Source organism: Streptococcus suis (assembly GCF_902702775.1).
Lineage (GTDB): Bacteria > Bacillota > Bacilli > Lactobacillales > Streptococcaceae > Streptococcus > Streptococcus hashimotonensis.
Map to the genome: position 1 here is coordinate 46,673 of NZ_LR738724.1, position 19,684 is coordinate 66,356.

Sequence of the window (19,684 nt, forward strand, 5' to 3'; positions counted from 1 at the left end):
TAAATTATTTTTTACAAAAGTTTACGAATAGATAAGTGTGGGGGAAGCAAGCTCACAACTTATTCAAAAAAAGTAAGATTTTTTCAAAAAAATGACAACGACTTGCGAATAAGTAAGTGAGAGGGAAAATTCCCCTCAAGGAGATACACACTTGAAAAAATAAATCATTTTCCAAATGATTTACGAATAAACAAGTGTAGGAAAAATGAAAGGAGAAGAAGGATGAAAAAGAAGTTCAAGATTGTAAACAAACGTACAACGATTGACCTCGGGATTATTAAGTATAGCTACCGTCGTGGTCGTCATACCTTGTAAATAGGTTAGTAAATCAAATTGTTAAAGTAATAGGGGGGAATAGAAATGAACAAATTTTTTAAGAAAAATAAACGTGTAACAATCGATCTAGGTATTATCAAATACACCTATCGTCGTGGTCGTCACACTTTGTAAAAAGAACTTGATAGCTAATTTGATTTAGCTATCAATAAGATGGGAATTTGTTACAGTTCCTATCTTATTGATAAAAAGGGGAAACAATATGAATATGTTTAGGTCTATTTTTAAATCGATTATCTATAGAAGAGATGTTGCTTTGTTCTATGCCTTTGCTGGTTTACCAATCTTAGTTCCTATATTGTCCAAATTTTTGGTAGGCGTAAAGGCTGAATATACAGACAATTTTTTAGATTTTCTAGGAGCAGCATTGGCAACACAGGATGGGATTGTGTTACCAACATTGCTGTTATCCTTGATAATTTCCGCAGTTTTTAGGGATGAGATTGATAGCGGTATTCTATTTTTATATAAAGATCTGAATAGATCCCGACTTTTTAATGCAAAAATCATCAGTTTAGTGGCGATGTATGCCTCTTATGTCCTTCTAACAATGCTGACAAGTGCGATTGCTTATTTTGGTTTCTTGAATGCTTCTGGAAAAGTAGTATCGGATGATTGGAATAATGTACAGTCCACTTTGCTATCTATTTTTGCAACAATTTCAATCAATGTTATCGGTATTCTAATGGTTGCCATGGTTTCTATCAAAGCCAAATCCTTACAGGCAGTTTTAGCAGGAGTTTTTTGGTCGCTGTTTACAACAACTGCACCATTTCTCATTGGAGTTCGTTATGTCGTACCGAATGGCTATGCTCAGATGAGCTTTAATCAGCCACTGCTTGCATGGTCCTTGGTAGCAGCTATAACGACATTTTATATTGTTGCTATCTATCTCAAAGGCCGTTCGAACTTTGAAAAGCTGGAGTTTTAGAGGTATTTTATGGTAATTCGCTATATTAGACCGGTTGCCTTATCCATTGCTTTGATTATTTTAGCATCAATTTCTTATCTTCTAGCAACATCTATGGTTTTGTTTAGTCCCAGTCAATTTTTACAGGTAGCCTACCTATTTTCTATACTGGTTGGAATGCCAGTAGGTTTTATTCTACTTCCATCTATGTTAACCAAGCGTTATCAACTTTGCCAGGAGCTATCGGAAGTAAAGTTCAGTTGGAAAAGTTTTGTTTTGCTGGCTATTGCAATTTTCCTGATCAATTTCTGGTTTATTCAAAGTGAAGAATATGTCAATCAATTTATTATTGCGACTTGTGAAGAATTCTTGTTCCGTTATCTTATCTACCGTATTCTAAAAAGTGAATACCCTACTTGGCTAGCTATGTTGGTCACTTCTCTCTTGTTTGGAGTTTTGCTACATATGAATTATCCATTGTTGGATAATCTAATCATTCGAACTCCATTAGGTTTATTGTTCTCTGTATTAGCTACACGTTTTGGATTGCAGTATGCTATCGGAGGACATTGGATCTACAATCTGTTGGTTTCGAGATTTCCATTTTAATTGTGAGGGTTATGATGATATTTATTCTACTATTGAGTTTATTTTATATTTGTTTGACAGTTGTTAGTTCGCAACTACTGTTAAGCCTTTCGGTTCCTATTTTGCTATTGTTGACCTATTTGCTACCACCCATTGTCAATTCAATCTGTCTAGGATTGCAAAAGGATAATTCTTGGAAAGCATGGTCAGCAGGCATTTTTCCAACAATGTCAATGATATTTTATGCTGCTTTTGCCTACATTACGAGTAGCAATGGTCAGTGGGCTCAGTTTTCTCAACTGAATACAGTTTCAGACGATGTCATGAGTGTCGAGGTAGCTAGTAATCTGTTAGCTCCATCACAAATACTATTTGTTGCTGTAGTGTACTATGGCATAGCTTTTGCTACATATTTTATTCAACAAACAGGTCGTCAGAAAGAAAAAGGAGTTATTTATGCTTAAAATCAATCATTTATCAAAGCAGTTTGCAGGAAACGAATTTTACTCACTAAAAGATGTGAGTTTAGAGATCAATAAGGGCGAGATTGTTGGTCTGATTGGGAAAAATGGAGCTGGAAAATCCACGCTCATGAAATTAATGGCCAAGTCCCTAAAACCAAGTTCAGGAACCATTACTTATAAGGGTACGGATATTTTTAGTCAGGATAATTTGTTGGCAGATTTTGGGATTATGATTGATCCAGTCTTCTATCCAGAAATGACCGTTATGGACAATCTTAAGTTTTATTTGGACCTGCATGGGAAAAAAGAGCTCTATCCAAATATTGAGAAGACTTTGAAATTGGTAGAGTTATGGGATGCTCGTAATCGGAAACCAAAGGGATTCTCGTTTGGTATGAAACAACGGACTGCTTTGGCGATTGCCTTGGTTGCGGAGCCAGATTTCCTTATCTTAGATGAGCCGTTTGTGGGCTTGGACCCGATTGGTGTTCAGAAATTGATTGATATTTTGAAGCAGTGGTCGAGTGAGCGACAAATTTCCATGTTGATTTCGAGTCACCAACTAGGTGAGCTGGAGGCCTTGTGCAGTCGCTATGTCTATATCGAATCGGGAGAATTGGCAGAGGCTTTTGAAGGCAAATCTCATCCAAGCGTACTCGTGCAGTTGGATACGACTAAAAAACTAGATTCTGTAGAGGCTTTGCTCAATGACCATGTGGTGCTAGAGGGGGAAGTGTTAGAGATTTCCACTGCTACACCTACAAGTGAGCTAAATCGGATTTTTGGTGTGCTGGCTCGTCAAGAATTGATTGTGAAACTAGAAGTGAAAGAGAATCACTTGAAAGAAATCTTTACGAAAGGGTAGTGAGTATGAAGCAAATTTTTCCAGCTATCTTTAGAACGATTTGGAAGCGAAAGGAGACGCAGATTTATCTCCTGTTCACTTTGTTTCCTCTTATTTATATGGCCGCTTCATTTATTGAAGGGTCGAATTTTATGCAAATTCATGCTAGTGAGGGGTTGGTTAGCCTTGTTGCCTTTACGAATATGATGATGAGCTCTGTGGATAGTTTTATTCTTCCTAGTTTGACCCTGTATTTCTTGGCTATCTCTGTCTTTAGGAAAGAAGTAGATGAACATACCATGTTTTTATACAGAGATCTTGGGCGGAAACAGATTTTCTGGTCTAAATATTTGGGTCTCTTAGCAACAATTGTTATTTTCTATGGCTTCTTCCTTGCGACATCTGCATTTGTACATTATGTTCGAGTAATTCACCTGCCTTTTGGTAGTCCGTCCGTTTTTGATACTAGTTTGGCAGAGAGTTTGAGTAATGTGTTTTGTATTGTCGCTTATTTACTAAAAGATATTTTATCGGTTAGTTTGGTAACTGCTCTTTGTTTGTATCTGAAAAATATTACCACAATGGTCACAGGATTCTTGGTGACGATTACGATGATGATTTTAGCAGTTGTTGGCGGTCCAGTTGCGATGATTTTTCCAACTAGTTATATGCCTTTAGCGAGCGACGGTCTAACAGGAGTGGGACTTGCTTACTTAGGAGCTATTGGTGTGACGCTTGTTTACGCACTCGTATTTACTAAAATTGCTGCGAAAAAATTCAAGAATTTGGAGTTCTAGGTATGAATAGAAGACTCGTCGGAGTGTTATTGAAGTCGCTAAATAAAACGATGTTCCTATTTGGAATAGTGCTGAGTGCTCTTGGGGTTGGAATGGGCTTGTTCCTTCCCCAGTTTATTGGTCAGTTGCTAGATCAAACCTATTTAAGCAATCTATTAACACGACCAGCATTGCTGGCTGGTTTCATCCTTTTCTTTGTATCGGTTTATACGGTACAAGCTCTATCCAATTATTTCATCGGGCGTAGCGGTAGTAATGCACTCAAACAGTTGCAACAATTTATTTATGAATCCTTGTTGACCACATCTGTAAAGGACTTGGATCAGTACCAATCAGGCGATCTTGCCAGTCGTTTGACCAATGATATGTCGGTTGTTCTGAACTTCATCACCGTTATTCTTCCAAATTTCTTGATGAATGGTTTGATGGTTGTCGGGTCAATTTATTTTCTGTGGACCATTAGTCCGTGGCTCACAGGTCTTAGTCTCTTGTTGCTTCCTTTGTTGTCAATGGTTATGATTCCAATGAATCAGCGACTGGAAGGTTACTACTCTGCTTATCAAGAGGGATTAGGGCAGGTTTCTAGTAGAATTAGTCATAAATTTACAACGATTCGTTTGATGAAGGCCTTTCAGGGAGAAAAGCATGAACAACGAGAGATGGGCAAGTCTTTTCAGAAACTGTCACAAACCTTTGAGAAAATGATTAGACTATCAGCGGTGCAACATACCTTGGTTAGTAGCTTGATGACAGGATTTATCATTCTGATGTTGCTTGTGGCAGGTATAGAAGTGACCAAGGGAGTGATGACCATGGCCACATTGACAACCTTCGTATTGTACATGATGCAACTGATTGACCCAGTAACAGACATTGCCTCTTCCTTAAACGAACTAATGGAGTTTCATGCGGTGTCTAAACGTTTGGTAGAGTTGTTAGAGCTGAATAAGGAAGAACAGGCAGATACAGAGTTGGTTGATGAAGCTAGTATCCAGTTGGAAAATGTTTGTTTTTCCTATCATACAGATCCGGTTTTGAATGGAGTATCGGTTAGAATTCCTGAGGGAGCTCATGTAGCGATTGTTGGTCCAAGTGGGGCAGGAAAATCAACTATTTTTGCCTTGCTGATGAAATACTATCAAGACTACCAAGGGGAGATTCGGATTGGTCAACAATGCTTAAGTGATATTTCAACCAAGGAGATGAGAAGATTGATTTCCTTTATACCTCAAGATAATACCCTCTTCCATGGGACGATTAGAGAAAATCTATTGTATGGAAAGAACGAGTCAGTGTCTGAAGAGCGTATTGCTCATATTCTCAAGGAGTTGGGATTGTCTCATTTAGTAGCTGAGCTGGAAGATGGTTTAGATACTCGGATTTCAGAAAATGGGACAGGTTTGTCGGAAGGCCAAAAACAACGGTTTAGCATTGCGAGAGCCTTGTTATTAGAGCATCCTATCTATTTGTTGGATGAGGCGACAGCAAGTTTAGATACTGTCACAGAACGTGTCATTAGCAAAGCGATTGACCGTTTAACAGCTGGGAAAACAAGGCTAACCATTGCTCACCGTTTGCACACAGTGCGTGAGGCGGATGCTATTTTGGTCTTGGATAAAAATGGGCAAGTAGCCGACTATGGTCCCCATCAGCAGTTAGTGGAGAGAAATCATCTCTATCAAGATTTCTTAAGAGGCTTACCGCAAGCCAGTTAGTGAATGGGAGTCGATGGACTGACCAGTCTAAGTCTAGGGTTACCTAATAATAAAATGGAATACTGATGATTACTTGTACAATAAATAGATAGGAGAAGAGAATGAAACAAGCAACTTACACATTATCTTTGGGAGGAAACGATAGAGGGGACTCGAAAGTTTCAAAGATGGAAGAAAAGTTTGAAAAATATATGGAGGGGATCGCAGAGCGGTTACGGCGATCTGGGAAGAAGCGAATTGACAAATGGTTTGTTCATGTGCGAATTGAGGAGTAAAGTAGCTGTGAGCAAAAATCACAGATGTTTTTATAAATAATGAAAAACACATAAAATGAATTCTGTTTTACTTTCCCTTAAGCTTGGCGAGTTATACTATATCCAAGCTAGAAATAGCAGAAATACTTTTCACCTAAAGGTGTCTCTAGCTCTAAGTCGCAAGCGACAAGAGCTAGGTATCATATAATCTCCTGAGAGCAGTCGGCAAAAGTCGGCTGTTTTCATTTTTATCAAAAAAAGATGCAGACTAACTCTGCACCTTATTATTCTTCAAATATTATTTAATAACTCCACCTTCTACAACAAGATCATCAGCTTGGGCAGCATCACCATATACTGGTTGAAGGGTTTCTTGGTAGGCTTTATGGAAGAATTCTTCCTCACCAAGTTTTTCAATTGTTTGGTTGATGAAATCAAGTAATTCGGTATTTCCTTTTTGGACGGCAGGAGCGATAGTGTCTACATCCCCTAGTGCTTTTACACCAACCTCGAAACCTTTGTTTTCCAAGACCCATGCGAGAACTTCAGTGTTGTCTGTACTCATGGCATCGCCGCGTCCGTCTAAGAGGGCAGCATAGGCTTCGCTGTATTGGTTGTATTTTTGAAGTTTGACTTCTGGATAATTCTCTTCAAAATAAAGTTCAGCTGTGGTTCCTTTGCTGACGATGAGGGTTTTACCATTGAGTTGTTCTGGATCAGTGATGACAGCAGAGCTTGGAGACACGATGCCGAGGGATACTTTCATGTAAGGTAGGGCGAAGTCAACCTGTTCTTTTCGCTCATCTGTTACTGTGAAATTGGCTAGGATGATGTCAACTTTGGCAGAAGTGAGATACTCCACACGGTTTGCAGCTTCGACAGGGACGTATTCTACCTCAACGCCCAATTCTTTTGCCAAACGGTTGCCTAGATAGACGTCATATCCTTGGTATTCACCATTTGCATCCACATAGCCAAATGGTTTCTTGTCACTGAAAACACCGATTTTGACTGTTCCACTTTCTTTGATTTCTTCAAGAGTACGTGCGGTTGCCCCACTTGTGGAACTGCTGGAACTAGTTGAAGAAGTGCTTGTATTACTGCAGGCGACTAAAATAACTGCAGCTAATACACTAAAAATAGCAAAAATAGGTTTAAAGATTTTCATAAAATTCTCCTTTTAAAAATGATTAAAATCAAAAGTTGTTAGAAAGGCTTGAGCCCGTTGAGTTTGTGGATGTTGGAAGAAATTCTGAGCAGTATTCTCTTCGATAATTTCTCCCTTGTCCATGAAAATGATGCGGTCAGCAATGGCGCGTGCGAATTCCATTTCATGCGTCACAATCAGCATGGTCCGTCCTTCTTTTGCCAAATCATTGATGAGAACCAAGACTTCCCGAACCATTTCTGGGTCAAGAGAAGCAGTGACTTCATCAAATAATAAAATTTCAGGATGCATCAGGAGGGAACGAATGATAGCTACCCGTTGCTTTTGCCCGCCAGATAATTCTCTGGCATAGCTATGTTTTTTATGCTCTAGTCCTACCCGTTTGAGCAAGGTCTCGGCTTCTGCTTGGACCTCTTCTTTGTTGCGTTTTAGGGCTTTGACAGGAGCAAGGGTCAGATTTTGTAAGACATCCATATGGGGAAATAATTCATAATCTTGAAAGACCATGCCAATTTTTTGACGAATATCCTGTAGAGAAAGTGATCCAGACAGAATAGATTGGCCATCTAGTAAAATATCGCCCTCTTGAATGCTTTCAAGTTTGTTGATGCAACGGAGTAGTGTACTCTTTCCACAACCAGAAGGTCCTAGGATGACGACGACTTCCCCTTCCTTAACGGATAAGGAAAGATGATTGAGAATAGTTTGTTGACCAAAGCTTTTAGTAATATTTTGTAATTCTAAGACAGGATGGCTCACGACTTCACTCCTTCCAAATCGATTCAAGATAGCGAGAAAATGCAGATATTGGGAAACAAATCATAAAGTAAATACAGAAAATCACTCCGTAAATCCATAAGGACACGCTAGGAGAGGTAGTCCTGTAAAAATCAATAATCTGTTGTCCGATTTTATTGACTTCGACTACGCCAATGAGGATAACCAGGGAGCTGGTTTTGATCATGCGGGTGACCAAGTTAATTGCCTGTGGGAGTAGTCTGCGTAGAACTTGAGGGATGATGACATAGCGATAGAGACTTTGTTTGCTTAATCCCAATGCTAATCCGCTATCGAATTGGTGTTTAGGTAGAGAGGTGATGGCACCTCGAACTAAATCTCCCATTTCAGCTGTCCCCCATAGTGAGAATACAATAATCGCGGCCAATTCACCGGAAATATTGATATTGAATCCCCGTGCTAATCCAAAGTAGAAAAGGAAGAGTAGGACCAGCTGGGGTACAATGCGAATGGTTTCTAAATAAATCCGTGACATCCATACAATCAGCTTATTTTTTGAAGTCATGATGATGCCAAATCCTAGTCCAGCAATGGTGGAAATACCGATAGAGAGAAAGGAAATCCAGAGTGTAACACCAAGCCCGGCCATTAGCCGTTGCAAATTATTTCCTTCTAGTAAGACTTTAATGCCCATATCCTGCATGGCGAATCCTCCTTTCTAGGTAATAAAAGAAAAGCGAGAGTGGAAGCAGGACAATCAAGTAGGAACTCACTAGGAGAAAGAGTGCTTCGTCTGTTTCGTATTGTAGTCCAATCAAATCTTGAGCCACGTACATGAGGTCGGCCAAGGCAATAATGGAGAAGACGGAAGTTTCTTTGATGAGAAAGATGACATTGGCGCTAAAGGAAGGTAGAGCGATAGCTAGTGATTGAGGAAGCAAGATATATTGGAAAATTTGCCAATTTGTCAGACCCAAACTAGCTCCGATTTCTATCTGACTTTTCTTGATAGCCTCAAATCCACTACGGAAGGATTCTGCCATATAGGAACCACCTAGAAAAATCAAACCAGCAATGGCACAGACTTCAGCATCCAGCACAATTCCCAATCTCGGCAAACCATAGTAGAGGAAGAAAAGTTGAATGACCAAGGGAGTATTGCGTGACAATTCAATATAAGCAGTAGAAATCTGTTGTAGAACTGGAATACGGTAATAACGGATGATACTAATAATCAACCCCAAGCTAAAAGCACCGATAATTCCGAGGAATGCGAGTCTGATTGTTAGAATGAATGCCTCTTGATAGAGTGGTATGGATTCTTGAATAAAGTTCCAATCCAGAAGATTCACCTCCTTTGTGAAGTATTGAATTTATAGTAACATATATGCTTTTGCTTGAAAATTTTATTTTTTTAATGGGAGGTATAAGTTTTCTCTATCAGTTAACGGGCTATGCTATAATAGATGCATGAGTAGAATATTAGATATGGAACAAATGCAGGACGAGGAATACGTTGAGCGTACCCTGCGTCCCCAGAAATTAAATGAATACATCGGTCAGGACAAGGTCAAGGACCAGCTGAAAATCTTTATCGAGGCAGCCAAGCTCCGTGACGAAGCCTTGGACCATACTCTTCTTTTTGGTCCTCCAGGTCTGGGTAAGACCACCATGGCCTTTGTCATTGCCAACGAACTAGGCGTCAATATCAAGCAGACCAGTGGTCCCGTCATTGAAAAGGCAGGCGATTTAGTGGCCCTTCTCAACGATTTGGAGCCAGGCGATGTCCTCTTTATCGATGAAATCCACCGTATGCCCATGGCGGTCGAGGAAATTCTCTACTCTGCTATGGAAGATTTTTACATTGACATCATGATTGGGGCTGGGGAGGCCAGTCGCTCTGTGCATCTGGAGTTGCCTCCTTTTACCCTGATTGGAGCAACCACTCGTGCGGGGATGCTGTCCAATCCCCTGCGGGCTCGTTTTGGTATCACCGGTCACATGGAGTATTATGAACTGGCTGATTTGACCGAGATTGTCGAGCGGACAGCGGATATCTTTGAGATGGAGATTACCCATGAAGCAGCGATTGAGCTGGCTCGTCGTTCGCGGGGGACCCCTCGTATCGCCAACCGCCTGCTCAAGCGAGTGCGGGATTTTGCACAGATTATGGGTGACGGCCTGATTGACGATAGCATTACGGACAAGGCCCTGACCATGCTAGACGTGGACCGAGAGGGGCTGGACTATGTGGACCAGAAGATTCTTCGTACAATGATTGAGATGTACGGCGGCGGTCCTGTCGGCCTCAACACCCTGTCGGTCAATATCGCCGAGGAGCGTGAAACAGTGGAGGATATGTACGAGCCTTACCTGATTCAGCAGGGCTTCCTCATGCGGACACGGACAGGGCGGGTTGCGACAGCCAAGGCCTACGAGCACTTGGGTTATCCCTATACGGAAAAATAATGGCAGAGCAGATGAGACGAGTAGCCAGTTTATTTGGAGATTGGGCTGAGGCAATTATTTGGACCTGTTTAGAGGGCAGAATGGGACAGATTCATGTAGATAATACCCAGTCTCCCCAGTCAGTCCTAGCTCTCTATGGACGGCAGAGCTTCTTTGGTTTTTGGGCCGGAAAACCAAATGCAGACTTGCTAAAAATTTGTGAGGGAAAGGATATTATTTTAGTACCCCAAAACCAAGCCTGGTCAGACTTGATAGAAGGGACTTACGGAGACAGGATCCGGTCCTTTACCCGTTATGCTACGAAAAAAGATACTAGTTTTGACCTTGGGCATTTGCAGAAACTGATTGATGCCCTACCTGAAGAGTTTGACCTGAAAGTGATTGACCGTAATCTGTATGATGCCTGTCTGGTAGAAGAATGGTCACGCGATTTGGTGGGCAATTATGCTGATGTGGAGCAGTTTTTAGACTTGGGTCTAGGCTATATCATCTTGCATAAGGAACAGGTGGTGTCAGGTGCCTCACCCTATGCCAGTTATTCAGGTGGGATTGAGATAGAAGTGGATACTAGGGAAGACTATCGAGGTTTGGGTTTGGCTAGATCTTGTGCTGCTCAGTTAATCTTAGCTTGTTTAGACCGTAATCTCTATCCTAGCTGGGATGCCCATACTCTGACTTCCTTGAAACTGGCTGAAAAATTGGGTTACCAATTGGACAAGCCCTATCAAGCATATGAATGGAGATAAGATGACACCGACATTTATTTGGGATTTGGACGGAACATTGCTGGATTCTTATGAAGCGATTTTAGCTGGTATACAGGAAACCTACGACCAATTTGACCTTCCTTTTGACCGTGAGGAAGTAAGAAATTTCATTCTTCGCTATTCTGTCAAGGATTTGCTGGTGCGTGATGCGGACAAGTACGGTCTGGATAGCGATGAGCTCAATCGTGTGCGTGCGACTTCCTTGAAGGAGAAAAATACGCAAATTCCCTTGATGGCTGGTGCGCGTGAAATTTTGGATTGGACAGCAGAGAAAGGAATTCAAAATTTCGTTTATACACACAAAAGTGACAATGCTTTTCAGGTTTTGGAGGATTTGGGTGTCCGTCACCATTTCACAGAAATCTTGACCAGCGATTCTGGTTTTGCCCGCAAACCAAGTCCAGAAGCTCTGCTATTTCTCATCGAAAAATATGGACTGAACAAAGAAAATACCTACTACATCGGCGATCGTTTGCTCGATGTAGAAACAGCTATCAACGCAGGGATTCATAGCATCAACCTGCAAATTGATGGTGTAGAGAAGAATTGGAAGATTGTTTCTCTTTTGGATATAAAACAAATATTAACCGATGAATACAAATAAAAACAAACGTAAAACCGTTTGTTTTTTATTTAAAAGCAGAAAAAAGTATGGAAATTGAGTGATGATTTTGCTATAATATACAAAATAATATTTGGAGGTATTTTATGAACGATAAGGAATTTGGACAACGTGTACGTCAACTTCGAGAAACCGCTAGTCTGACACGTGAACAGTTTTGCGGTGACGAACTTGAGCTCTCCGTCCGCCAATTAACCCGTATCGAAGCAGGTACTTCTAAGCCGACTTTTTCAAAAATCCAATATATCGCAACCCGCTTAGGCATGGGGCTCTATGAGCTTATGCCTGATTATGTATCCTTGCCAGAAAGATACTCCAAGCTGAAATTTGATGTCCTCCGTACACCGACTTATGGTAATGAGGAATTAGTTGAAAAACGTGATGCTATCATGACGGAAATCTATGATGATTATTATGATGACTTGCCTGAGGAGGAGAAAGTAGCGATTGATGCCATTCAATCCCGAATTGATACCTTAGAGTCAGGGACAGCAGGCTTTGGAAAAGAGATACTGGAAGATTACTTTGAACAAATTTTTCGAAAACAAAAGTACGAAGTGAATGATTTGCTGATTATTAGGCTCCAGCTTGAATACGTTAGATTATCCAGTAGTGACTCAGAGATATTTGGACAGTTTTTGAAAATTATAGAATATTTACATGGACAAATTGATATTATCAATTCAAGTGATTTATTTGTTCTAAGAGATACATTGTTATCTTGTGTAAACATTTTGGGAAGTAAAAAATATTATGAACCAATACCAAAGATATTCGACAGTGTAGATAAAATTATACAGTTAACGCAAGATTTTCAGAAAAAGCCAATTGTCAGCGTGTTGAAATGGAAGTACGCACTTTTTGTAAATAAGGATAGAGGTGAGGCTGAAAAGCATTATCTAGATGCGATGCTATTTGCAAAATTGATAGAAAATAGAGAGTTAGAGGAGAAGATTGAAGAAGATTGGAAAGTTGACAATCAATAAAGTGACATTTTTGTCCTGTTGAAGAATTGCAAAAAGCATTATACTAAACTCATAAAGATTAAAGGAGATTAGTAATATGTTTAACTTTTTGAATTTTTTTGGTCGTCTTGGTGGTAATTGGGGGACTTGGGTTGAAGAATAATATTAGTAAAAAGCCAACATCCGTTAGGCTTTTTTGTTATACTAGACAGTATGTAGGAGGTGGCCATGTTAGAAAATTGGTTAAACACCAAGCAAGGTCAGGTGTTTCATTATAAGATGGAGAAGATTGAGTATGCCCTAGAACTGCTAGGAAATCCCCAGTTTGCAGTGCCAGTCATTCATGTCGCTGGGACCAATGGCAAGGGATCGACCATTGCCTTTATGCGCCAGCTATTTCAGGCACATGGCTTGCGTGTCGGCAGTTTCGTGTCACCCCACATGGTGAGCGTACACGACAGGATTTGTATCGACAGCCAGCCCATTTCTGACCATGATTTTCAGCACTATTTACAGAAAGTCTACGACTTGGAGCAGGAAATCGCCGCTCGCTATGAGCCTTTCCGCTATTTTGAGGTTATGGTGCTCATTATGTTCCTCTATTTCCAGGACCAGCAGCCCGATGTGGCACTAGTAGAGGTGGGCATCGGAGGGCTTTTGGATACGACCAATGTCGTGTCACCAGCCCTAAGCGTGATCACCTCCATCGGTATGGACCATCAGGATTTACTAGGCTTGACTTTAGGGGAAATAGCAGAGCAGAAAGCAGGGATTATCAAGGAAAACATGCCTGTCGTCCTTGGACCACTTTCTCCAGAAACCACAGCCATCTGTCGCCAAATTGCCCTTGAAAAACAAGCACCAGTCTACCAATTTGGTCAGGAATTCACCTATAAAGCAGGACAGTTCAGCAATACGGACATCGACCTATCAGAATTAGTTCTGGGTCTGGCAGGCCATCATCAAGAAGAGAATGCGGCCGTAGCTCTACAAACTTTTATACTCTATATGACCAATATCCAAAAAGACATTCAACCTCAGTTGATTCAACAAGCCCTTGCCCAAACCAGCTGGCCTGGTCGTTTGGAATTGGTTGCTCAAGAGCCAAAAATCTATTTGGATGGAGCCCACAATGTCCCAGCTATCGAACGTTTGGTTGAATTTATTCAGGTTCAAGAAGAGCCTGTCACCATTCTCTTTTCAGCTCTTCGGCGCAAGGACTTTCAAGAAATGCTGGAATTATTGGACGAAAAATTACCACATACTGCCCTTGTATTAACCAGCTTTGCTTATGATGGTGCCTTGTCTGAGAAAAACCGACAAGGACGAGATTATGTTGAGAACTATCAGCAGTTTATAGAAGACTGGAAATCTAGCAAGCAAGGGATTTTGATTGTCACAGGCTCTCTCTACTTTATCTCAGAAGTTCGTCGGCTTTTTAAAAAATAACTATCTTTTTGCGAATAAATAGGTATGACACATGCAGAAAAAATAGCATTTCTAAAGGAATTTGAAAAGCTCAAACGCCATACCTTTCGCCAATTAGAACAGTTTGCAAAAATTTCTAGAACTCCCGATAGGAAATGACATCGGGAGTGCTTTTTGATATAATAAAGAAAGCAAATCCAAGGAGAAGAAAATGACAGAATTAGATGTAGTTTCGGATGTAGTTACTCATCCTGAGGAAACTTATCGGAGTAGTCGTAGAGCATCACGCAGACAGCAAGTGCAACTGAATGGTGAATTTCATGAAAGAGTATTAAAGACAAAGTATTGGCCGGCTCTTGTTTGGAGCTTAGTTTTAAGTGTTTTTAGCGTAGCCAATCCACTGCTAATGCCATTTGCAACCAATATACAAACTCAAAATTTATATGCAGGGATGGCAATGGCAAATGGACAAATCCCTTATGGTGATTTCTTTGGTACAAGCGGGTTATTATTCTACTTACTTGCTTTCTTAGGTCATCTGGGAGGGACTTTCATTATCTTTGGAATCCTCCAGTTTATAGCGTTACTGATAGCGGGAATCTATTTCTATAAGATTGTAGCTTATTTTAGTCAGTCAGAACACCTAGCGACAAGTTCTAGTCATTGGTTCTATGTGTTTATTTTTGCACTTGGTTTTGGAGGGATGTATGCAGAAATGTTTGCTCTTCCGTTTCTTTTGACTAGTGTGTGGTTTCTGGTCCGCTATTTTGAAAATGCAGTGCGTGATGAGGCATTTATCCTCTACGGAATCGATGCGGCATTGGTATTTTTAATTTACCCAAAAAGTCTGATTCTTTGGTTAGTTGCGGGTCTAGTTTTATTTATTTTTAATATCCAACACCGCCAAGTTACTCGAGGAATCTATCAATTATTAGCGACCATTTTTGGTTTTCTTTTGATTCTATATGCGGTAGGTTATTATGCTTTTGAGGCGCAGATTCTGGGGACAGCTATTCAACAAACTTTCCTTTATAACTTACAGTTAGACTTTCACCATTCCTATCTATATTTAGCCTTGGCGATTGTGTCTGTATTTTTACTCTTATCTGGATTCTTTAAAAGTTTCATCCAAATGGTGTTTTCTTTCAAACAAGGAAGACATACCTATATCAAAGTTCTCCTATTATTGACTTTCTTAGTTCAATGTGTCTTTATTATTGGGAATGCAAACTTTCAATGGAGTCAACTCATTCTTCTTTTACCGTATGGTTTTGCGATGTCAGTCGTTTATCTGCGTGATGAGGATGTAGAAGATCATCGTGGCTATTTGCGTCGTCAATTCTTCCTTCCATTAGCTATTTGCTTGGGTATTATCGCTCAACCTGCTTATCTTTATTTGATACAGGGAGATTTGAGAACTGACCGTGAACAAGTTGCCAATTACATTGGTGAACAAACGAAAGATTCGGATAAGATTTATGTTTGGGATAATAGCGCAAGCATCTATCTTTCAAGTCAACGTTTATCTGCCGCAACGATTACTACAGCAGAACCCTATCTGAATACTGACGACAATAAAAATAGCTTGATGTATGACATTAATAAAAATGAGGCAAAATTTGTAGTCGTCAATAAGAATTTGCCAATTCTAGATGAAATCAAGACAAATTTAGAATCACAGTACCAGTCTGTTCAGACAACGGATTACTTTACGATTTATCAAAAGAATGAATGATTGCTCAGGCAGTCATTTTTTCTTTAGCCTATCTGGGAAAAGGAGGGAAAGTGGATATGTGGTATAATGGAAAAATAAGCATTCGGGAAAAATTATTAAAGAAATGTAGGAGAAATGATGTCACATATTATTGAACTACCAGAAATACTAGCCAACCAGATTGCGGCTGGTGAGGTCATTGAGCGACCAGCCAGTGTGGTTAAGGAGTTGGTGGAAAATTCCATTGACGCAGGGGCTAGTCAGATTGAAATTAGTGTTGAAGAGGCTGGCCTTAAAATGATTCAAATCACGGATAACGGTGAGGGGATTGCCCCTGATGAAGTAGCGCTTGCCCTCCGCCGTCACGCCACCAGTAAGATAAAAAATCAATCGGATTTGTTTCGTATTCGCACCCTCGGTTTTCGTGGAGAAGCTCTGCCTTCCATTGCTTCTGTCAGTCAGATGGTTATTGAGACAGCTACGGCAGACTCTGCACATGGGCTTCATTTGGAGGCCAAAGGCGGTGTCATCGAGAAAGAGGAGCCAGTTAGTCGTCCAGTTGGTACGCAGATTACTGTTTCGGATTTATTTTACAATACCCCTGCTCGTCTCAAATACGTTCGCAGTCAACAGGCTGAATTATCACATATTGTTGATGTTGTAAATCGATTGAGTCTAGCTCATCCGGAAATAGCTTTTGCCTTAGTAAACGAAGGACGAGAATTAATTAGAACTGCAGGGACAGGGAAACTTCGTCAGGCAATTTCAGGGATTTATGGGATTGCTTCTGCCAAAAAAATGGTTGAAATTGAGGCCGAAGACTTGGATTTTCAGATTTCAGGTTATGTTTCCTTGCCAGAGTTGACTCGTGCCAACCGCAACTACATTTCCATTTTCATCAATGGTCGCTATATCAAGAATTTTTTGCTTAATCGAGCGATTTTGGAAGGTTATGGCAGTAAGTTGATGGTTGGACGCTTTCCGCTGGCAGTCATTTCTATAGAAATTGACCCCTATCTTGCTGATGTCAATGTCCATCCGACCAAGCAAGAGGTCCGTATTTCCAAGGAAAAAGAACTCATGACCTTGATTCGAGAGGCGATTAGTCAAGCGCTTAAAGAGCAGGACTTGATACCAGATGCTCTTGAGAATTTAGCTCAGTCAAGTACTCGACCAAAAGTAAAAGTAGAGCAAGGCACCTTACCACTCAAAGAGCCAAAAATCTATTATGATACGATTAAGCAAGACTTCTTCTTAAAACCAGACGTGGTCGCTGAGGATGTCAAACCTCTCGAAGAGGATAGGCAAGAGATTGTTGAGTCGCCTGTCGAAAATAAACCTACATCTGTTCAATTTGCAGAACGTCAGTCGGTGGAATCAGAAGATCAGGAGCATCCTAATCTAAGTGCAAAAGAATTGGCAAAACTGGCAGATAAATTAGACCAGGAGGAAACATCGACATTTCCAGAGTTAGAATATTTTGGTCAAATGCATGGGACGTATTTATTTGCACAAGGTAAGACAGGACTTTATATCATTGACCAGCATGCCGCACAAGAACGGGTCAAATACGAATACTATCGTGAGAAAATTGGACAGGTTGACAATTCAGCTCAACAGTTATTGGTGCCGTATATTTTTGAATTTCCGCAGAATGATGCCCTTAACCTTGTCCACAAAATGGATGCTCTTCGTCAAGTTGGTGTCAACTTAGAAGAATATGGAGCTAATCAATTTATTCTGCGTGAACATCCTATTTGGATGAAGGAAGAGGAGATTGAGTCTGGCATCTATGAGATGTGTGACATGTTGCTCTTGACGGATCAGGTGTCAATCAAGCAGTATCGGGCAGAACTGGCTATCATGATGTCTTGTAAACGGTCAATCAAGGCCAACCATGCTTTGGATGATTATTCGGCGCGTGATTTATTGAGACAATTGTCTTACTGCCAAAATCCCTATAATTGCCCGCACGGTCGTCCAGTTTTAGTGCATTTTAGCAAGTCGGACATGGAAAAAATGTTCCGTCGCATTCAAGAAAATCACACAAGTTTGCGAGAATTGGGCAAGTATTAACATAGTTGAAAAAGTTGACACATTAGTAAAGGAAGTATATGTACTACTATATTAAAGGAATTTTAACGAAAATAACTGCAAAATACATTGTGGTAGAAACGCATGGAGTAGGCTATATCTTGCAGGTTGCTAACCCTTACGCCTATTCAGGACAAGTCCAGCAAGAAGTGACTGTCTATACTCATCAGGTGATTCGTGAAGATGCTCATCTGCTTTACGGATTTGCGACTGAGAATGAAAAATCCGTCTTTCTGAGTCTGATTTCAGTATCAGGTATTGGTCCAACAACAGCTCTGGCTATTATTGCTGTCGATGATAATGATGGGCTTGTTCGTGCCATTGAGCAGAAAAACATTACCTACCTGACCAAGTTTCCAAAGATTGGCAAGAAAACAGCCCAGCAGATGATTTTGGACCTGGAAGGCAAGTTTGTTATCAGCGAAGAAGCTGGTCCTGTCCAACAAGTAGCACCATCCAGTGAAAATATCGCCCTCGAAGAAGCTATGGAAGCCATGGAAGCTCTTGGCTACCGACCAGCTGAACTCAAGAAAATCAAGAAATTCTTCGACGGCACCAATGACACCGCCGAAAACTACATCAAGTCAGCACTTAAAATGTTGATGAAGTGATAAGATACAAAGGACGTAAAGGACAAAGAGAAAGTAGGAAACCTAACGCAGAGCCTTTAGGCTCTAGGCAGGTTTATCTTTTTCTCACAGTCCTTAGTCCGTGTTCAATTACCGTACCAGTATGATGGTTAAAAAGTTTTGTTTTGTTACTCAAAGTTTGAGTCAACATATCAGCGCAGTGGTTGATTGGCAGATTTGTTCGTGTTTCACACTTCAAATCTGACCTAATCAACTGTGCGGGGGCAGGAAGACGAATTCTTTTTTATCTGTTGAATTCTTTCCTGCTCCCACTACGGCAATCGCTATTTGCGACTTGCCTAGGTACCTTACTAATTCGCCACAAAAATAATATCGATTTTTGCGGCTCATGTCGTGTCCAGATACAAAGGACGTAAAGGACAAAGAGAAAATAGACGGTCGAACAGTGTGAGACCTCCGTAATGACAGCTAGGTAAGAGGCGAGTTTTAACGACGCCTCTTGCCAGATGTCAACTGCGTTATTCGGTGATATTTAGGATTCAGTTTGACAATTTTACAAAGTATCGTAGTCGTGTTTCAGTCAGTTTATCCTGATTCGCACTTTAGTTATTCACGAAAAGGAGTTTCTATGTCCCGTTGTGCTTGGGTTAATCTAAATAATCCACTCTATATTGCTTACCATGATGAAGAATGGGGCAAGCCACTTCACGATGAGCAGTCTTTGTTTGAGTTGCTTTGCTTGGAATCCTACCAAGCAGGACTTTCCTGGGAAATTGTTCTCAATAAACGCCAGGCTTTTCGCTCTGCTTTTTTCAACTATGATATTCAAAAGGTTGCGGCTCTGACCGATAGCGAGTTAGACGGTCTTCTGAGCAATCCAAACATCATTCGTCACAAGGCTAAGTTGTATGCTACCCGCGCCAATGCCCAGGCCTTTCTTCGAGTACAGGAGGAATTCGGCACGTTTGATACCTATCTTTGGGAATGGGTTAACTTTACATCTGTCGACAACCCTGTCAAGTCCTTCCGAGAATTGCCGACCAAGAACGACTTGTCTGAGCGAATTTCAAAAGATTTGAAAAAGCGAGGTTTCAAATTTGTAGGTCCTGTCTGTATTTATTCTTATTTGCAGGCAGCAGGTCTGTTGAATGAACATGAAGAAACTTGTGAGATTGGAAAGAAATTACGAACTAATTAGATGAGCGAGCAATCGCACCCTAG

20 protein-coding genes are annotated in these 19,684 nt (G+C 40.7%); 16 read left to right on the forward strand and 4 right to left on the reverse strand.

The features are described from left to right. Positions 1–538: 538 nt before the first annotated feature. The 7 genes from GPW69_RS00300 to GPW69_RS10620 all read left to right on the forward strand — a co-directional run bounded on the left by GPW69_RS00300 (position 539) and on the right by GPW69_RS10620 (position 5,929). Complete coding sequence (locus tag GPW69_RS00300) at positions 539–1,267, forward strand: amino acid transporter (RefSeq protein WP_074391028.1); 729 nt, start codon at positions 539–541, stop codon at positions 1,265–1,267. Positions 1,268–1,276: 9 nt separating this feature from the next. Continuing rightward, complete coding sequence (locus GPW69_RS00305) at positions 1,277–1,855, forward strand: CPBP family intramembrane glutamic endopeptidase (RefSeq protein WP_044683414.1); 579 nt, start codon at positions 1,277–1,279, stop codon at positions 1,853–1,855. A gap of 14 nt (positions 1,856–1,869) precedes the next feature. Further along, positions 1,870–2,298 (forward strand): Msa family membrane protein, encoded by a 429-nt coding sequence (locus GPW69_RS00310; RefSeq protein ID WP_171841445.1) that lies wholly within the window; start codon positions 1,870–1,872, stop codon positions 2,296–2,298. Beyond that, the gene (locus GPW69_RS00315) at positions 2,291–3,163 is read left to right on the forward strand and encodes an ABC transporter ATP-binding protein (RefSeq protein WP_074391030.1); all 873 of its coding nucleotides are present in this window, start codon (positions 2,291–2,293) and stop codon (positions 3,161–3,163) included. The genes GPW69_RS00310 and GPW69_RS00315 overlap by 8 nt, the downstream gene beginning before the upstream one ends. A gap of 5 nt (positions 3,164–3,168) precedes the next feature. Next, complete coding sequence (locus GPW69_RS00320) at positions 3,169–3,939, forward strand: hypothetical protein (RefSeq protein ID WP_074391031.1); 771 nt, start codon at positions 3,169–3,171, stop codon at positions 3,937–3,939. A 2-nt stretch (positions 3,940–3,941) separates the two neighbouring features. Beyond that, positions 3,942–5,654: an ABC transporter ATP-binding protein gene (locus GPW69_RS00325; protein ID WP_074391032.1), complete on the forward strand. Its 1,713-nt coding sequence runs from the start codon at positions 3,942–3,944 to the stop codon at positions 5,652–5,654. A gap of 101 nt (positions 5,655–5,755) precedes the next feature. Further along, positions 5,756–5,929, forward strand: a complete 174-nt coding sequence (locus GPW69_RS10620) for a hypothetical protein (protein WP_171841446.1) — start codon at positions 5,756–5,758, stop codon at positions 5,927–5,929. 277 nt (positions 5,930–6,206) lie between these two features. Here the strand turns inward: GPW69_RS10620 and GPW69_RS00330 are convergent, their stop codons facing one another. The 4 genes from GPW69_RS00330 to GPW69_RS00345 are packed head-to-tail and all read right to left on the reverse strand — an operon-like array spanning position 6,207 to position 9,157. Beyond that, entirely contained in the window at positions 6,207–7,076 is an 870-nt protein-coding gene (locus GPW69_RS00330) for a cysteine ABC transporter substrate-binding protein (protein ID WP_074391033.1), read from the reverse strand. A 12-nt stretch (positions 7,077–7,088) separates the two neighbouring features. Further along, positions 7,089–7,835, reverse strand: a complete 747-nt coding sequence (locus GPW69_RS00335; RefSeq protein WP_074391034.1) for an amino acid ABC transporter ATP-binding protein — start codon at positions 7,833–7,835, stop codon at positions 7,089–7,091. Between the two features lie 4 nt (positions 7,836–7,839). Continuing rightward, the gene (locus GPW69_RS00340) at positions 7,840–8,517 is read right to left on the reverse strand and encodes an amino acid ABC transporter permease (RefSeq protein ID WP_074391035.1); all 678 of its coding nucleotides are present in this window, start codon (positions 8,515–8,517) and stop codon (positions 7,840–7,842) included. Then, positions 8,498–9,157, reverse strand: a complete 660-nt coding sequence (locus tag GPW69_RS00345) for an amino acid ABC transporter permease (RefSeq protein WP_074391045.1) — start codon at positions 9,155–9,157, stop codon at positions 8,498–8,500. Before GPW69_RS00345 ends, GPW69_RS00340 begins: the two co-directional genes overlap by 20 nt. A gap of 127 nt (positions 9,158–9,284) precedes the next feature. Between GPW69_RS00345 and ruvB the strand changes: the two genes are divergently transcribed. The 9 genes from ruvB to GPW69_RS00400 all read left to right on the forward strand — a co-directional run bounded on the left by ruvB (position 9,285) and on the right by GPW69_RS00400 (position 19,661). After that, complete coding sequence (gene ruvB / locus GPW69_RS00350) at positions 9,285–10,283, forward strand: Holliday junction branch migration DNA helicase RuvB (RefSeq protein WP_029172061.1); 999 nt, start codon at positions 9,285–9,287, stop codon at positions 10,281–10,283. Further along, positions 10,283–11,029: a GNAT family N-acetyltransferase gene (locus GPW69_RS00355; protein ID WP_074391036.1), complete on the forward strand. Its 747-nt coding sequence runs from the start codon at positions 10,283–10,285 to the stop codon at positions 11,027–11,029. The genes ruvB and GPW69_RS00355 overlap by 1 nt, the downstream gene beginning before the upstream one ends. Position 11,030: 1 nt before the next feature. Beyond that, positions 11,031–11,654, forward strand: coding sequence for an HAD-IA family hydrolase (locus GPW69_RS00360; protein WP_074391037.1), 624 nt, complete (start codon positions 11,031–11,033; stop codon positions 11,652–11,654). Positions 11,655–11,758: 104 nt separating this feature from the next. After that, positions 11,759–12,658 carry a helix-turn-helix domain-containing protein gene (locus tag GPW69_RS00365; protein ID WP_074391038.1) on the forward strand — a complete coding sequence of 300 codons (900 nt, stop codon included), beginning with the start codon at positions 11,759–11,761 and terminating at the stop codon, positions 12,656–12,658. 207 nt (positions 12,659–12,865) lie between these two features. Continuing rightward, positions 12,866–14,086 carry a bifunctional folylpolyglutamate synthase/dihydrofolate synthase gene (locus tag GPW69_RS00370; RefSeq protein WP_074391039.1) on the forward strand — a complete coding sequence of 407 codons (1,221 nt, stop codon included), beginning with the start codon at positions 12,866–12,868 and terminating at the stop codon, positions 14,084–14,086. Between the two features lie 190 nt (positions 14,087–14,276). Then, positions 14,277–15,800 carry a quinol oxidase gene (locus GPW69_RS00380; protein ID WP_074391040.1) on the forward strand — a complete coding sequence of 508 codons (1,524 nt, stop codon included), beginning with the start codon at positions 14,277–14,279 and terminating at the stop codon, positions 15,798–15,800. 117 nt (positions 15,801–15,917) lie between these two features. After that, on the forward strand, positions 15,918–17,855 hold the full coding sequence (gene mutL / locus GPW69_RS00385) for a DNA mismatch repair endonuclease MutL (protein ID WP_074391041.1): 1,938 nt from the start codon (positions 15,918–15,920) through the stop codon (positions 17,853–17,855). Positions 17,856–17,893: 38 nt separating this feature from the next. Continuing rightward, a complete protein-coding gene (gene ruvA / locus GPW69_RS00390) occupies positions 17,894–18,484 on the forward strand; it encodes a Holliday junction branch migration protein RuvA (RefSeq protein WP_074391042.1) in 591 nt (196 codons plus the stop codon). Positions 18,485–19,091: 607 nt separating this feature from the next. Further along, positions 19,092–19,661: a DNA-3-methyladenine glycosylase I gene (locus GPW69_RS00400; protein WP_044692561.1), complete on the forward strand. Its 570-nt coding sequence runs from the start codon at positions 19,092–19,094 to the stop codon at positions 19,659–19,661. The last annotated feature ends 23 nt before the right edge of the window (positions 19,662–19,684 follow it).

What these genes read in the sequence shown, in the direction of transcription:
- mutL (WP_074391041.1), top strand. Translation starts at nt 15,918, where the DNA reads ATGTCACATATTATTGAACTACCAGAAATACTAGCCAACCAGATTGCG.
- GPW69_RS00365 (WP_074391038.1), top strand. Translation starts at nt 11,759, where the DNA reads ATGAACGATAAGGAATTTGGACAACGTGTACGTCAACTTCGAGAAACC.
- GPW69_RS00355 (WP_074391036.1), top strand. Translation starts at nt 10,283, where the DNA reads ATGGCAGAGCAGATGAGACGAGTAGCCAGTTTATTTGGAGATTGGGCT.
- GPW69_RS00315 (WP_074391030.1), top strand. Translation starts at nt 2,291, where the DNA reads ATGCTTAAAATCAATCATTTATCAAAGCAGTTTGCAGGAAACGAATTT.
- GPW69_RS00400 (WP_044692561.1), top strand. Translation starts at nt 19,092, where the DNA reads ATGTCCCGTTGTGCTTGGGTTAATCTAAATAATCCACTCTATATTGCT.
- GPW69_RS00325 (WP_074391032.1), top strand. Translation starts at nt 3,942, where the DNA reads ATGAATAGAAGACTCGTCGGAGTGTTATTGAAGTCGCTAAATAAAACG.
- GPW69_RS00330 (WP_074391033.1), bottom strand. Translation starts at nt 7,076, where the DNA reads ATGAAAATCTTTAAACCTATTTTTGCTATTTTTAGTGTATTAGCTGCA.
- ruvA (WP_074391042.1), top strand. Translation starts at nt 17,894, where the DNA reads ATGTACTACTATATTAAAGGAATTTTAACGAAAATAACTGCAAAATAC.
- GPW69_RS10620 (WP_171841446.1), top strand. Translation starts at nt 5,756, where the DNA reads ATGAAACAAGCAACTTACACATTATCTTTGGGAGGAAACGATAGAGGG.
- GPW69_RS00305 (WP_044683414.1), top strand. Translation starts at nt 1,277, where the DNA reads ATGGTAATTCGCTATATTAGACCGGTTGCCTTATCCATTGCTTTGATT.
- GPW69_RS00320 (WP_074391031.1), top strand. Translation starts at nt 3,169, where the DNA reads ATGAAGCAAATTTTTCCAGCTATCTTTAGAACGATTTGGAAGCGAAAG.
- ruvB (WP_029172061.1), top strand. Translation starts at nt 9,285, where the DNA reads ATGAGTAGAATATTAGATATGGAACAAATGCAGGACGAGGAATACGTT.
- GPW69_RS00370 (WP_074391039.1), top strand. Translation starts at nt 12,866, where the DNA reads ATGTTAGAAAATTGGTTAAACACCAAGCAAGGTCAGGTGTTTCATTAT.
- GPW69_RS00300 (WP_074391028.1), top strand. Translation starts at nt 539, where the DNA reads ATGAATATGTTTAGGTCTATTTTTAAATCGATTATCTATAGAAGAGAT.
- GPW69_RS00380 (WP_074391040.1), top strand. Translation starts at nt 14,277, where the DNA reads ATGACAGAATTAGATGTAGTTTCGGATGTAGTTACTCATCCTGAGGAA.
- GPW69_RS00360 (WP_074391037.1), top strand. Translation starts at nt 11,031, where the DNA reads ATGACACCGACATTTATTTGGGATTTGGACGGAACATTGCTGGATTCT.
- GPW69_RS00310 (WP_171841445.1), top strand. Translation starts at nt 1,870, where the DNA reads ATGATATTTATTCTACTATTGAGTTTATTTTATATTTGTTTGACAGTT.
- GPW69_RS00340 (WP_074391035.1), bottom strand. Translation starts at nt 8,517, where the DNA reads ATGCAGGATATGGGCATTAAAGTCTTACTAGAAGGAAATAATTTGCAA.